A 14,198-nucleotide genomic window follows, 5' to 3' on the forward strand; every position below is an offset into this window, starting at 1 on the left:
AACTGTTTCGATTGATCTGTCCGTATACGAGGGAGCTTGTTCGATGACCAATCATCACCATCTCCACCCGCGTCGCCGGTCGCTCGCGTTCGGTTCCGCACTCGGCATCGGCGCGGCGGGCCTGATCTCGCTGGCGGGAGCCCCGGCCGCGCACGCCGACAATGTCTGCCGTATCGACCGGACGCTCGACACCGCCACCTTCACCTGCCCCGAGAACGCCTGGTACGCCGCCGTGGTGGAGTGCCTGGGCACCCGCCAGGTCGGCAACGGCTACCAGTCCCCCACCTACATCGTGGGCGATTCGCCGCGGCCGCTGATGCCGATGACGATCGAATGCACCGGGGACGGCAAGAAGGGCATCGTGCTCAACGCCTGGACCGACGGGCCGTTCTGACCCGCGAACCGTGAACTACGCGATCTCGCGCCGCAATCGCGGTGCGAGATCGCCTTTTTCGCCCACCTCGACGGTGTCGAGTTCGAGCCAGTCGGCCATCTCCCTCAGCGCGCCGGCCAGTGCGCCCGCCACCCGGGCGGTCTCGTGACCGGGTTCGGCGAAGGCCCCCGGCACCAGCAGCCGCCCGCTCGCGCGTTCCGCCCGCAGGTCCACGCGGGCCACCAGCTCCCCGTCCAGCAGGAACGGGAAGACGTAATACCCGTGCACGCGTTTGTGTTCGGGCGTGTAGATCTCGATGCGGTAGTGGAAGTCGAAGAGCCGCTCGGTGCGCTCACGGAAGAAGATCAGCGGATCGAACGGACACAGCAGCGCGGCCCCGGCGACCCGGCGCGGCGTGCGCGCCTCGGCATGCAGGTAGGCGGGCTTGTCCCAGCCCTCGACCGTGACCCGTTGCAGCTCACCCGAATCCAGCAGCTCCGCGATGGCGGGCTCGGTCTGGGTCCGCTTGAGCCGGTAGTAGTCGCGCAGATCGGTCTCGGTGCCGACCCCGTGCGCCCGCGCCGCCCGCCGCACCAACTCCCGCACCGCGTCCGCCTCGTCGGGCTCGTGCGAGAGCACCTCGGCGGGAAGCACATTCGCGGCCAGGTCGTAATGCCGTTGGAAACCCACCCGTTTGGGCACGGTCAGCTCCCCCGCCGCGAACAGCGCCTCACACACCACCTTGGTATCGCTGTAGTTCCAGCCCCAGTTGTCTTTGGCCCGTGGCCGATCCAGCTCCAGATGCTTCTCGACCTCCCCGGCCGTACTGGCCCCGAACTCCTTCAGCACCCCGATCACGTCGTCGGCGAGCGCGGGATTGCGCTCGAGCGTCTGCCGCATCCCGTTCCACCGCCCATGCCGGTACTGCTCCATCCGCCACCGCATGAGCGACCAGTCCCCCACCGGAATCAACGCCGCCTCATGCGCCCAGTACTCGATGAGCTGCCGCGGCTTCCGCGCACTGTGCCCCCACGCAGCCTCGTCCAACAGCGCCCGGTCATACGCCCCGATCCGGCTGAACACCGGCGCATAATGCGCCCGCACCACCGCCGACACCGAATCCAACTGCAGCAGCCGCGTGCTGTCGAGCACCTTCATGACGGTCCTGCGTGTGGGCGTCCCACTCGGACGCGCCGCCGCGAAACCTTGCGCCGCGAGGGCCGTGCGGCGCGCCGCAGCGAGTGACATCGATCCGGGCAGGGAAGTCGGCACACTCGAACCATGCCATGCGCCACCGACAACCACACTCGATACATTCGTGTATCGAGCGCCTGTACAGCTTCGACCTCCTTGGATACATTGGTGTATCGAACTTCTACGGCAAGGAAACAGGCATGATCGAGAACCCGGATGTGATCGTCGTCGGCGCGGGTCTGGCCGGGCTCGTCGCCACCTATGAGCTGGTCAAGGCGGGGCGGCGGGTGCTCGTGCTGGATCAGGAGAATCGGGCCAATCTCGGGGGGCAGGCGTTCTGGTCGCTGGGCGGGCTGTTCTTCGTGGACAGTCCCGAGCAACGGCGACTGGGGGTGAAGGACAGTCTCGAGCTGGCCATGCAGGACTGGTTCGGGTCGGCCGGGTTCGACCGGGAGGACGAGGATCACTGGGCTCGGCAGTGGGCGAAGGCCTATGTGGAGTTCGCGGCCGGGGAGAAGCGGCAGTACCTCTACGACCTCGGGCTGCGGGTGACGCCGGTGGTCGGGTGGGCCGAGCGTGGCGGGGTGCAGGCCGACGGGCACGGAAACTCGGTGCCGCGCTTCCACCTGACCTGGGGCACCGGACCCGAAGTCGTGCGAGTCTTCCTCGAGCCGGTGCTGGAGGCCGAGAAGCGCGGGCAGGTCGGCTTCGCGTTCCGGCATCGCGTCGACGAGTTGGTGGTCGAGGACGACGTGGTGACCGGGGTGCGCGGCAGCGTGCTCGAACCCTCGAACGAGCAGCGCGGCGTCGCCTCCTCACGAAACATCGAGGGCGAGTTCGAACTTCACGCCGCGGCGGTGATCGTGTCTTCGGGCGGTATCGGCCACAATCACGACCTCATCCGCCGCAACTGGCCGACCGACCGCCTGGGCCCGTGCCCGGAGCACATGATCTCCGGCGTCCCCGCGCACGTGGACGGGCGCTTGCTCGGCATCACCGAGGCCGCGGGCGGGCGCATCGTGAACCGGGATCGCATGTGGCACTACACCGAAGGCATCCACAACTGGGATTCCATCTGGCCCGATCACGCGATTCGCATCATTCCCGGGCCGTCGTCGCTGTGGTTCGACGCCAATGGAAAGCGCATGACCGCACCGGCTTTCCCGGGTTTCGACACCAATGCCACGATGAAGCAGATTCTTTCGACCGGCTATGACTACTCGTGGTTCATCCTCGATCAGACCATCATCGAGAAGGAGTTCGCGCTCTCGGGTTCCGAGCAGAACCCCGATATCACCGGCAAGGACCTGAAGCTCGCGCTCAAGAGCCGCGTGGCGAAGGGCGCACCGGGGCCGGTGGAGGCGTTCAAGCAGCACGGCGTCGACTTCGTGGTCGCCGACAATCTGGCCGAGCTGATCGCGGGGATGAACAAGATCGCGCGCGGTCCGCAACTGGATCTCGCCGATATCGAACGCCAGATCGTGGCGCGGGACCGGGACGTGGCCAACAAGTTCAGCAAGGACGCCCAGCTGATGGCGATCAACAATGCCCGCCGCTTCCTGGGCGACAAGGTCCGGGTGGCGAGCCCGCACCGGATCCTGGACCCCGCGCACGGCCCGCTCATCGGCGTGCGCCTCAACATCCTGACCCGCAAGACCCTGGGCGGCTTGCAGACCAACCTGGATTCGCAGGTCATGCGCCCGGACGGCACGCCGTTCCCGGGCCTGTACGCCGCGGGTGAGGTCGCCGGGTTCGGTGGCGGCGGCGTGCACGGCTACAACGCGCTGGAGGGCACGTTCCTGGGCGGCTGCATCTTCTCCGGCCGCAATGCCGGTAGAGCACTGGGTCGAACCCTGAAGTAGCGCAGACAATCCCGTCATCCCAGCGCGCTTTTGGCTGGGATCCACACCCACCGTGTGGATTCCGGCCAAAAGCACGCCGGAATGACGATGTCAGGCCGCTGCCGCGAACCAGCGGTAGCAATCCTTGCGCAGCAACAGAGCCAATACGACGCCGGACACCATCACGCCGAAGAGCACGGTGAACGGCCCTACGCCCGTGGGCATTTCGGCCGACACCAGCGTGAAGATCCCCAGGAACACCTGCAGGCTGGCCAGTCCGAGCGCGCCGATCCAGATCCAGCGCGAGCGCAGGCCGAAAAGCAGTGCGAGGCCGCCGATCACCCAGGCGGCGAAGAAGTGGCCGACGCTGCCGACCACACAGGACACGCCGCCCATGGTGGAGATCAGGCTGTGCAGCACGGCCAATCCCATGGCGCCCAAGGCGACATAGCGCGCCTCACGCACCTTGGCCGGCACCTCACCCGCCCGGACCCCCGCGAGCATTCGTTCGAAAATCGTGGCAGGAACGCCAGTTTCCGCGACCACCGGTGTCATATCCACCTCGTCGGCGACAGCCGATTGCGAACTCACAGCACTCCTCATCGAGTAACCCCTGGTCGCGCGCCCCCTGCGAACGCGCTGAGCCTGACGCTAACCAAATGTTCAGACGCTGGACAATCCGGTTCGCGAAGTTATGACCATGGCCACAGCCGATAGCGGTGCCGTCTACACAGTGATCTCGAACACATAACGGCCGCACGCGAATTCGCGTGCGGCCGTTGAAATCCCAGGTCCGGAGCCGATATGTCAGTGTACCCCGGAAGCCGGAAACTACTTGTCGTCCATCGGGATCGGCGGAATCACCGGGAATTCACCGGTGTAACCCTCGCGCATCTTGGCGATGGCCAGCACCCGCGGGCTGGCGACCTTCCAGCCGATGGCCAGGGCGGGCACGATGATCACCAGGCTCGCCACCGTCCAAGTACCGACCGGTCGGTCGAAGGCCATGAGTACCAGCACCAATGCCAGGAAGGCCAGCGTCGCGATGCCGGTCCAGGGCGCGCCGATCATCCGGAACGCGGGCCGCTCGGCCCGGCCGTTCTTCCACCAGTAGTACAGCTTCAACTGGCAGGCCACGATCGTCGCCCAGGACGCCAGAATGCCCAGCGAGGCAACATTCAGCACGATTTCGAACGCCTTGGACGGCACCAGATAATTCAGCCAGATACCGGCCAGCGCAATGGCGCTGGTGAGCAGAATGCCGCCGTAGGGCACACCCGCCTTCGACATCCGCGAGGTGAATTTCGGCGCACTGCCGTTCATCGACATCGAGCGCAGAATGCGGCCGGTCGAATACAGTCCCGCGTTCAAACTCGACAGGGCGGCGGTCAGCACCACGAAATTCATGATCGAACCCATGTGCGCGACACCGAGTTTGCCGAAGAAAGTGACGAACGGGCTTTCCCCGGCCTTGTAATCGGTGTACGGCAGCAGCAGCGCCAGCAGAATCACCGAACCGCAGTAGAACAAGGCGATTCGCATGATCACCGAGTTGATGGCGCGCGGCATGATCTTGGCCGGATTCTCGGTCTCGCCCGCCGCGATGCCGACCATTTCGACTGCGGCATAGGCGAACACGACACCGGAGGTGACGGTCACCAGCGGCAGCACTCCGGTCGGGAACCAGCCGCCCGCGTCGGAAACCATGCCGAAGCCGGTGGTCTGGCCGTCGACCTTGAAGCGCCCGGCGAAGAAGATGGTGCCGACCACCAGGAAGGTGACCAGGGCCAGCACCTTGATCATGGCGGCCCAGAATTCCATCTCGCCGAACCATTTCACCGAGGCGAGATTGATGCCGAGCACGATCACCAGCGCGCCCAGCGCCAGAATCCACTGCGCGACCGGCTGGAAGGGCCCCCAGTAGTGCAGGTAGGTGGCGACCGCGGTGGTGTCGACGATGCCGGTCATGGACCAGTTCAGGAAGTACATCCACCCGGCCACGAATGCGGCCTTCTCGCCGAAGAATTCGCGGGCGTAGGAGACGAACGAGCCCGAGGACGGGCGGTGCAGCACCAGTTCACCCAGCGCGCGCAGGATGAAGAAGACGAAGATGCCACAGATCAGATACACCAAGAACAGCGACGGACCGGCACTGGCCAGTCGTCCACCCGCTCCGAGGAACAGGCCGGTGCCGATGGCACCACCAATGGCGATCATCTGCAACTGCCGAGGTTTCAGCGCTTTGTGATAGCCGCTGTCCTCGGCGTTGAGGCTGGTGGCAGTTGTCCGGATCTCGGTCATTCGCCGGGTTAACCCTCCGCAATCGTGAAGTGAGGCACGCCGAGGGTACCCCGCCGTTTGCTGTGGGCCACATCGGCGCTCCGGGAACCTTACGTTTCCACAGATTCTGCCGGTCGAGCGACCAATTGGTCCGGTTTGCGAGGTTAGCGGTGAAACCGCTGCCGATCACAGGGTGACCTGCGACGACACCCGATCCGGACAACCCGCCCCATTCGGCCCGTCAAAGCTCTGCCCGAGCGGCCCCACCGGGCTAGAGTCCGCTCATGAGGCGCTTGCGACGAACCGGGAGCGGCGCTGCGGCCCTGCTCCTGCTGCTCGGATTGGTCACCGCCTGTTCGTCCTCGACGAACCAGACCGCGTCATGCACGGTGTCCCCCAACGGAACTCCCGTCACCTCGGGTGTGCCCGCCGGGCCCAGCAGCACCAATCTGTCCCTGAATCCCGAGGTGGCCACCGGTTTTCGCACCGGCATGAAACCGGTGCGCACGAGCGATTTCGCGGTCTCGACCGCCAATCCCGTTGCGACCGAGGCGGCCTGCAAGGTGCTGCGCGACGGCGGCACCGCCGCGGACGCGCTCATCGTGGCGCAAACCGTGCTGAATCTGGTGGAGCCGCAGGCCACCGGCATCGGCGGCGGCGCGTTCCTGATGTACTACGACAACACCGCCAAGACCGTCGACGCCTACGACGGCCGCGAGACCGCGCCCGCGGCCGCCACCGAGGACTATCTGCGCTACATCAGTGCCGCCGATCACACTGTGCCGCAGCCGAATGCGCGCGCCAGCGGCCGTTCCATCGGCACGCCCGGTGTGTTGCGGCTGCTGGAGCTGGCGCACACCGAGCACGGCAAGCAGCCGTGGAAGGATCTGTTCACCCCGGCCATCAATCTGGCCGACGGCGGCTTCAAGATCTCGCCGCGGATGGCGAGCCAGATCTTCGACTCCAAGGCCGACCTGGCCCGCGACGACGCCGCCAAGGCGTATTTCCTGAAGCCCGACGGCAGCGCGAAGCCCTCCGGCACGACGCTCACCAATCCGGCCTTCGCCAAGACCTTGGGAGCCATCGCCACCGACGGCGCGAACGCCTTCTACACCGGCGCGATCGCCGCCGATATCGTCGACACCACCGCCACCACGTCCGGCGGGCGCACCCCGGGCCTGCTCGCGCTCGCGGATCTGCAGTCCTACCAGGCCAAGAAACGCACGGCGGTGTGCTCGCCGTATCGCGACCACGAGATCTGCGGCATGCCCAACCCGTCCTCGGGCGGCATCACGGTGGAGTCGGCGCTGGGCATCCTGTCCAATTTCGATCTGGCGTCGATGAAGCCGACCGACCTGTCCGGTGACAGCGATACTGCCCGCGACGGCGGCAAGCCCACCGCGGCGGCCGTGCACCTGATCGCCGAGGCCGAACGGCTCGCCTACGCCGACCGCGACAAGTACATCGCCGACTCGGATTTCGTTCCGCTGCCGGGCAATTCACCCCAGAAGCTGCTCGATCCGAACTACCTGAAGCAGCGGGCCGCGCTCATCGACCCGAGCAAGAGTCTCGGCACCGCCAAGCCCGGCGACTTCGGCCCGGTCCCCCTCAGCACCGGACCTCAGCAGCCCGAGCACGGCACCAGCCACATCTCAATCGTCGACAAGTACGGCAACGCCGCCTCCATGACCACCACGGTCGAATCCGCCTTCGGCTCCTTCCATTTCGTCGACGGCTTCATCCTCAACAACCAGCTCACCGACTTCTCCGCCGAACCCCTGGACAAGGACGGCGTCCCGATCGCCAACCGCCTCGACCCGGGCAAACGCCCCCGCAGCTCCATGGCCCCCACCCTCGTGTTCGATCGCAACCCCGACGGCACCCGCGGCCAACTCCACCTGGTCACCGGCTCCCCCGGTGGCGCGGTCATCATCCAATTCGTGGTGAAAACCCTCGTCGGCCTGCTGGATTGGGGCATGGACCCGCAACAGGCGGTCTCCATGATCGACTTCGGCGCCGCCAACACCCCCACCACCTACGTCGGCGGCGAACACCCCGCGGTGAACGCCGCCGACAACGGCAACCAGGACCCGCTGGTACAGGCATTGCGCAAGGACGGCGACCAGGTATCGGTGGCCCCCCAATCCAGCGGCCTCTCGGCCCTGCTCCGCGACGGCAACGGCTGGATCGGCGGCGCCGACCCCCGCCGCGAAGGCGCAGTCCTCGGCGGTCCCCGCTAGCGCGGGTTCAGCACAGCGCCAGCCCGATTCAACGCGGCATCGGCCTAGCTCCGCGCCGCGTCGGACTGGTTCGGCACGGCGGCGACTCGATCAGAAGCTGCATCGTCGAGCACGGCGACGGTCGGCCTGACCAGCACTGCGGTGTCGTGCAGGAATTCGAGGATCTGTGCGGCGAGGGCTTGCGGCTGATCCTCCTGGATCAGCATTTGAGCCTCGTCAATGAGATGCAGCGAGCCGTGGGGGAAGGCGGCGGCGAGGCGGCGGGCGAACCGCGCGGGGATCAGACGGGAGTGGCTGCCCCATACGACGTGCACCGGGATTGTCACGGTGCCGAAAAGCTGTGCGGCGTCCAGGGTTCGCCGTGGGGAGACGTCGAGCAGGAAGCGGCGGGCGTCGGCGCGGATGGCGGCGCTGGTGCGGCTGGGCAGCAGGTAGCCGTCCATCACCTCGGGTGGGAGCGGGCGCTGGGTGATGGCGCCGAGGGTGAAGGGCAGGCGCTGGAGCGCTCGCACCCGCATGGCCTCGGTGAGCATCCGGACCGAGCCGGGCAGCGGCGCGAGCGCCATGGCCCAGCGCAGCAGCGGGGGCGGAAAGTATTCGAAGCAGTCCACTCCCGCGAGCACGGCGCGCGCGACCCGCTCGGGGCGGCGCACCAGCAGCACCTGAGTGATCGCGCCGCCACTGTCATTGGCGACCAGGGTGACCGCGTGTAGGTCGAGACGTTCGAGGAATTCTTCGAGCAGGGAGGCGACCCCGCCGACGGTCAGATCCGCGTCGGGCATGGGCAGGGAATGGCCACCGAGCGGTAGATCCGGTGCGAGACAACGGTATCCGGCGGCCGCTACGGGCGGGATCACGTCGCGCCAGGTGTGCGAGTTGACCAGGAATCCGTGGATGAAGACCACGACCGGGCCGGTGCCGGTGTCGCGGTAGCGCAGGGTGCCGTAGCCGAGTTCGACGGTGCGAGTGAGAGATTCGGGAGAGGCGGGGGCGTGACTCATGGCGTTCTCCGATGTTCGGTGGTGCGCCGGCGGCCGACTCGCCGCCGGTGTTCGTCACCCCTCGACGGTTGCATAAGGTTTTGAAGTGAGCAAGCAAGAATCAGAAGTCATCGGAGACAATCATGGAGTGTCGCGGGTAGGCTTGACGCCGTGACGCGACGTTCGTACGACCAGTTCTGTGGCCTGGCAGGCGCTCTCGACCTCGTGGGTGAACGCTGGACCCTGCTGGTCGTCAGGGAATTGATGACCGGGCCGAAGCGCTACTCCGACCTCGCGGAGGCGCTGACCGGCATCGGCACCAGCCTGCTGGCCACCCGCCTCAAGCAGTTGGAGGCCGACGGCGTGGTGACGCGCACGTACCTGCCGCCGCCGATCGCCTCCACCGTCTACGCACTCAGCGAGGGTGGCGAGGAATTGGCGCGGGCGCTGATGCCGTTGGCGCTGTGGGGAGTTCGCTACGCCGTGCCCGAGACTCCGAGCGAGGGCATGCGCGTGAAGGCGGAGTGGGCGCTGCTGGCGTTCACACATCTGGCCGATCCCGCCGCCCTCGCCGGACTGGATCTCGATATCGCCTTCGAGGTCGAGGGCAGCCGCGCCTACCTGCGGCTTCGCGACGGCCGGGTGAGAATTCTGCCCGGCACCGAAACCGTCACCGCCGCAACGACTGTCCGCACCGACGCGGCGACCCTGGCCGCCCTCGGCGCGGGCCGCCTGCCGCTGCCGGACGCCCTCGCCCGCGGACTGGTACAGGTCGAGGGCGATGCCGCCGCCCTCGCCCCCTTGATCACCGCACTCGGCGAGCTCGCGTGACGTGCGAAGGGCCCGCCATCCGGTGCGGACGGCGGGCCCTTCGGCGAATCCCGGCTCTCAGCCCTGGGTTTCGCCGCTGTATTTCGCCCCGAGTTCCCGGAACCGGTCCATGGCCTCGGCGGCGCGCATCTTGTCGTTGGAGCGGATGGCCATCATCGGCACGTACTCGTCGTGCGCGAGTTCGAGCCGGGCCCAGGACTTCTTGTCCGGGAAGGAGATCCCGCGAATGTCCTGCCACTGGAATTCGTTGTCGCCCACGATATTGCGCACCACCACGCCGCGCTTGCCCACGCGCACGCGCGGCCGGGTCAGCGTCAGGACGCCGGCGGCGAGCACCAGGCCGAACAGCATCAGCCCGATCTGGTCGGAGACCCGGAAGTTCACGCCGGTGGAGCCGTGCCGCAGCACGAAACCACCGAAGATGAAGATGGCCGCGAGCACGGCGGCCACGATCCGCACGGTGAAGATCGCGTGGTGCGGACGCACCTCGAGATCCCATTCGGTCGTCGATTCGGCCATGGCTAGACGGTCTGGGTGAGTTCACGCAGGGTGAGCGCGGCGTCGAGGGCGGCGGCCGCGGCCTGCTCGCCCTTGTTCTCCGCCGAGCTCGGCAGCCCGGCGCGGTCGAGGGCCTGCTCCTCGGTGTTCACGGTGAGCACGCCATTGGTGACCGGGGTGCTCTCGTCGAGGGACACCCGGGTCAGACCGGCGGTGACCGAATCGCACACGTACTCGAAATGCGGTGTGCCGCCGCGGATCACGACGCCGAGGGCGACCACGGCGTCATGGGTGCGGGCCAGCGCCTGCGCGACCACCGGCAGCTCCATCGCCCCGGCCACGCGGACCACGGTGATATCGGAGACGCCCGCGGCGCGGGCGGTCTGCTCGGCGTTGGCGACCAGCGCGTCGCAGATGGTGGTGTGCCAGCGCGAGGCCACGATCCCCAGCTTGAGGTCCTTGGCGTCGGCGAGCTCGAACGTCGGTACGCCCGTACCACTCATCGTTGTTCCGCCCTCTCGGTGGTCAGTGCGCGCCGCGAGGGCGCGCAAGCAGTTCGGTTGGCGCCGCGCTCAGTTCGCGGTCTCGCCGAGATCCAAGTCTTCCAGGCCGACCAGGTCGTGACCCATCCGGTCCCGCTTGGTGCGTAGATAGCGCAGATTGTGCTTGTTGGCGCGCACCGGCATGGCCACGCGCTCACTGATGCTCAGGCCGTAGCCCTCGATCCCCGCGCGCTTGTCCGGATTGTTGGTCAGCAGCCGCATCGAGGTGATGCCCAGATCGGCGAGGATCTGCGCGCCGATGCCGTAGTCGCGGCCGTCGGCGGGCAGGCCCAGCTCCAGATTCGCGTCCACGGTGTCCGCGCCGCCGTCCTGCAACTGGTAGGCCTGCAACTTGTGCAGCAGCCCGATGCCGCGACCCTCGTGACCGCGCATGTAGAGCAGCACGCCGCGGCCCTGCTCGGCGATCATCTCCAGCGCGGCGTCCAACTGCGGGCCGCAGTCGCAGCGCAGCGAACCGAACGCGTCACCGGTGAGGCATTCGGAGTGCACGCGCACCAGCACGTCCGCGCCGTCGCCGATGTCGCCCATCACCAGGGCGACGTGCTCGGCGTCGTCGTATTCGCTCTCGTAGCCGATCGCCCGGAAGTCACCGAACTCGGTGGGCAGCTTGGCTTCCGCCACCTGCTTGACGTGCTTCTCGTTGCGGCGTCGCCACGCGATCATGTCCGCGATGGAGATCAGCGCCAGGTCGTGCTCGTCGGCGAAGACGCGCAGCTCGTCGGTGCGAGCCATATCGCCCTCGTTCTTCTGCGACACGATCTCGCAGATGACGCCGGCGGGGCTGAGCCCGGCCATGCGCGCCAGATCGACCGCGGCCTCGGTGTGGCCGGGGCGGCGCAGCACGCCACCGTCCTTGGCGCGCAATGGAACCACGTGACCCGGGCGGGTCAGGTCGTCGGACTTCGCGTTGCGGTCGGCCAGCACCCGCATGGTGGTGGCGCGGTCCGCGGCGGAGATACCGGTGGTGATGCCCTCGCGGGCATCCACGGCCACGGTGTAGGCGGTGCCGTGCTTGTCCTGGTTGACCGCGTACATCGGGGGCAGGCCGAGACGGTCGCAGTCCTCCCCGGTGAGCGGCACACAGATGTAACCGGAGGTGTAGCGGATCATGAAGGCCACGAGCTCGGGGGTCGCCTTCTCCGCCGCGAAGATGAGGTCGCCCTCGTTCTCCCGGCCCTCGTCGTCGACAACGACGACCGCCTTACCGGCGGCGATGTCGGCGACTGCGCGCTCGATGGTGTCGAACCTGGTCACGTCTGTTGTGCTCCATCTCGATTAGGTGCCCACTTACAGTAGGCCAGCGGCCGTGCCCGATTTGCGCCGACTCCCGGCGTACGGGAGATCAACCGCGCTGCACGAGGCGCTCCACGTACTTGGCGATGATGTCGACCTCGAGATTCACGACGGTGCCGACCGGGGCGGTACCGAGAGTGGTGAGCTCACGGGTGGTGGGGATGAGGGAGACCTCGAGCCAGTCCTTCGCGCCGTCGGCGTAGGCCTCCTCGGCGATCCCGATGCCGGAGACGGTCAGCGAGATGCCGTCGATGGTGATGGAGCCCTTCTCCACCACGTAGCGAGCCAGGCTGTCGGGCAGCGAGATTCGCACGACTTCCCAGTTCTCGTACGGGGTGCGGGAGACGATGCTGCCGGTGCCGTCCACATGACCCTGCACGATGTGCCCGCCCAGACGGCTGTTCACGGCGGCGGCGCGCTCGAGGTTGACCCGCGACCCGACGTCGAGGGCGCCGATGCTGGAGCGGTGCAACGTCTCGGCCATCACGTCCACGGTGAAGGTGTCGCCGGTGACCTCGCGGTCGACGACGGTGAGGCAGACGCCGTTCACGGCGATCGAATCACCGTGTCCGGCATCGGAGGTCACCAGGGGGCCGCGAATGGTCAGTCGCGCCGAATCGTCCACCTGTTCGGTGGCGACGATCTCGCCCAGCTCCTCGACGATGCCTGTGAACATGACTACCTCTCCCTGCTCGCGTGTGCGGGCTCCGCTTGCGCCAACAGCCCGCGACACGGGCGGTATTCCCGGCGCGGACGGCTTCCCCCTCAGCCTAACGACGGCGAGTGGTGATCAACATGCGGCCTTGTTCACTGGTGAGTTGGAGACCGGCGGTCGGATGAAATCGGGCATTAGCCAACTTGCGATCCGCAAATTGTCCGAATTAACCGGGACGACCAATTGAAAAGCCCGAATTTCCCGGTTTGTCGAATGGCCTGACCAGGGACAACGTCAGGTAGTACCCAATCCACGACTCGCTTACACCAGAATCTTGCGCAGCAGCGAAAATGGTCGCAAGATTGTTATGCAGCTGATTCCAACAGTTCAACTTCTCCGCGAGCAGTTCAGTGCAGAACGGTCAACGCGTCGACGGCCACTCCCGGCCGGTGACGGTCATCGCAAGCAATCGAACCGAAGGAAGGTTGGACCCCGCGCGGGTCGGATCCAGGTGGCAGACAACAAATTCGGTACAGACGGGGGTGTGGCGTGACAACGCTTCTCGATTCGACACTCGAAGTTCGCTGCGTGCAGTATCGCCGCGAATATCACCTGCCGGCATCGATCGATCAGACGTCACGACACATCCTGTTGGAGATAGGCCAGCGCTACGGCGCCATCACCATGCCCGCCGAGCTCGGCGAACGCGTTCAGCAGCGGCTCACCCAGGCCGATCTGGCCGGGCCGGTGGTGCATCACCCCCGCGCGCGGCGCTGGACCTTCATCACCGGTCCGGCCCGCCCGGACACCCTCAGCAAATCCGTGGCGGCGGCGCTGTTCCGGCTCTACGCCACGGTCGCGTGCTCGGGAGCGCAGGTCGTGCTCCCCTCCGCCGATGACGAGCGGACGGGGTATCGCACCTGGATCCACTCCCCCGATTCCATCGACAGTGTGCCGCCGCTGGAATCGGTCATCGAAGCGCTGCTGCGCCGCTGAGCATCGCGGCGCCGAGCGGACTTCCGCGGAGCGAACCTACGCGGAGGCGGCCTCGATCGCGATCGCCTTCTGCCGCAACGCTTCCACGGTCGCGGCCGGGTCCGGGGTGCCGTACACCGCGGACCCTGCCACGAAGCAGTCCACGCCGGCCTCGGCGGCCTGCTCGATGGTGTCCATATTGATGCCGCCGTCGATCTCCACCACCAGGCGCAGTTCACCGGCGTCGACCAGGCGGCGCACCTGCTTGGCCTTGTCGAGCACGTGCGCGATGAAAGACTGTCCGCCGAAACCGGGTTCGACGCTCATCACCAGCAGGGTGTCGAACTCCTTCAGGATTTCCAGGTACGGCTCGATCGGGGTGTTCGGCTTGACCGACAGCCCCGCCTTCGCTCCCGCGGCGCGAATGTCACGCGCCACGGCGATCGGATTGTCGGTCGCCTCCGCGTGGAAGGTG

14 protein-coding genes are annotated in these 14,198 nt (G+C 67.0%); 5 read left to right on the forward strand and 9 right to left on the reverse strand.

Annotated elements, in window-relative coordinates:
• Nucleotides 1–43: 43 nt before the first annotated feature.
• Nucleotides 44–394, forward strand: a complete 351-nt coding sequence (locus ACWELQ_RS17965; RefSeq protein ID WP_379363410.1) for a hypothetical protein — start codon at nt 44–46, stop codon at nt 392–394.
• Nucleotides 395–409: 15 nt separating this feature from the next.
• On the opposite strand, the gene ACWELQ_RS17970 is transcribed toward ACWELQ_RS17965, so the two are convergent.
• Nucleotides 410–1,621, reverse strand: a complete 1,212-nt coding sequence (locus tag ACWELQ_RS17970) for a winged helix-turn-helix domain-containing protein (RefSeq protein ID WP_452398181.1) — start codon at nt 1,619–1,621, stop codon at nt 410–412.
• A 146-nt stretch (nt 1,622–1,767) separates the two neighbouring features.
• Between ACWELQ_RS17970 and ACWELQ_RS17975 the strand changes: the two genes are divergently transcribed.
• A complete protein-coding gene (locus ACWELQ_RS17975) occupies nt 1,768–3,429 on the forward strand; it encodes an FAD-binding dehydrogenase (RefSeq protein ID WP_452398169.1) in 1,662 nt (553 codons plus the stop codon).
• Between the two features lie 90 nt (nt 3,430–3,519).
• Here the strand turns inward: ACWELQ_RS17975 and ACWELQ_RS17980 are convergent, their stop codons facing one another.
• Complete coding sequence (locus tag ACWELQ_RS17980; RefSeq protein WP_452398170.1) at nt 3,520–3,999, reverse strand: hypothetical protein; 480 nt, start codon at nt 3,997–3,999, stop codon at nt 3,520–3,522.
• Nucleotides 4,000–4,239: 240 nt separating this feature from the next.
• Nucleotides 4,240–5,709, reverse strand: a complete 1,470-nt coding sequence (locus ACWELQ_RS17985) for an amino acid permease (RefSeq protein WP_452398171.1) — start codon at nt 5,707–5,709, stop codon at nt 4,240–4,242.
• Nucleotides 5,710–5,972: 263 nt separating this feature from the next.
• Here ACWELQ_RS17985 and ACWELQ_RS17990 point away from each other — a divergent pair, with 263 nt between their 5' ends.
• Nucleotides 5,973–7,928: a gamma-glutamyltransferase family protein gene (locus tag ACWELQ_RS17990; protein WP_452398172.1), complete on the forward strand. Its 1,956-nt coding sequence runs from the start codon at nt 5,973–5,975 to the stop codon at nt 7,926–7,928.
• A gap of 44 nt (nt 7,929–7,972) precedes the next feature.
• On the opposite strand, the gene ACWELQ_RS17995 is transcribed toward ACWELQ_RS17990, so the two are convergent.
• A complete protein-coding gene (locus ACWELQ_RS17995) occupies nt 7,973–8,929 on the reverse strand; it encodes an alpha/beta fold hydrolase (protein WP_452398173.1) in 957 nt (318 codons plus the stop codon).
• A 150-nt stretch (nt 8,930–9,079) separates the two neighbouring features.
• Here ACWELQ_RS17995 and ACWELQ_RS18000 point away from each other — a divergent pair, with 150 nt between their 5' ends.
• Nucleotides 9,080–9,739, forward strand: coding sequence for a winged helix-turn-helix transcriptional regulator (locus ACWELQ_RS18000; protein WP_452398174.1), 660 nt, complete (start codon nt 9,080–9,082; stop codon nt 9,737–9,739).
• Nucleotides 9,740–9,796: 57 nt separating this feature from the next.
• Here ACWELQ_RS18000 and ACWELQ_RS18005 read toward each other — a convergent pair whose 3' ends face one another.
• From ACWELQ_RS18005 to ACWELQ_RS18020, 4 genes are all read right to left on the reverse strand, one after another.
• Complete coding sequence (locus ACWELQ_RS18005) at nt 9,797–10,258, reverse strand: PH domain-containing protein (RefSeq protein WP_452398175.1); 462 nt, start codon at nt 10,256–10,258, stop codon at nt 9,797–9,799.
• 2 nt (nt 10,259–10,260) lie between these two features.
• Entirely contained in the window at nt 10,261–10,740 is a 480-nt protein-coding gene (gene ribH / locus ACWELQ_RS18010; protein ID WP_452398176.1) for a 6,7-dimethyl-8-ribityllumazine synthase, read from the reverse strand.
• A gap of 69 nt (nt 10,741–10,809) precedes the next feature.
• The gene (locus tag ACWELQ_RS18015; protein WP_452398177.1) at nt 10,810–12,054 is read right to left on the reverse strand and encodes a bifunctional 3,4-dihydroxy-2-butanone-4-phosphate synthase/GTP cyclohydrolase II; all 1,245 of its coding nucleotides are present in this window, start codon (nt 12,052–12,054) and stop codon (nt 10,810–10,812) included.
• 88 nt (nt 12,055–12,142) lie between these two features.
• Entirely contained in the window at nt 12,143–12,769 is a 627-nt protein-coding gene (locus tag ACWELQ_RS18020) for a riboflavin synthase (protein ID WP_452398178.1), read from the reverse strand.
• A 528-nt stretch (nt 12,770–13,297) separates the two neighbouring features.
• Between ACWELQ_RS18020 and ACWELQ_RS18025 the strand changes: the two genes are divergently transcribed.
• The gene (locus tag ACWELQ_RS18025) at nt 13,298–13,744 is read left to right on the forward strand and encodes a hypothetical protein (protein WP_452398179.1); all 447 of its coding nucleotides are present in this window, start codon (nt 13,298–13,300) and stop codon (nt 13,742–13,744) included.
• A 36-nt stretch (nt 13,745–13,780) separates the two neighbouring features.
• Here the strand turns inward: ACWELQ_RS18025 and ACWELQ_RS18030 are convergent.
• Nucleotides 13,781–14,198 (reverse strand): ribulose-phosphate 3-epimerase (locus tag ACWELQ_RS18030; RefSeq protein WP_452398180.1); only part of this gene is annotated, 418 nt, incomplete at its 5' end.

The sequence above is a fragment of the Nocardia sp. NPDC004722 genome (assembly GCF_053601505.1).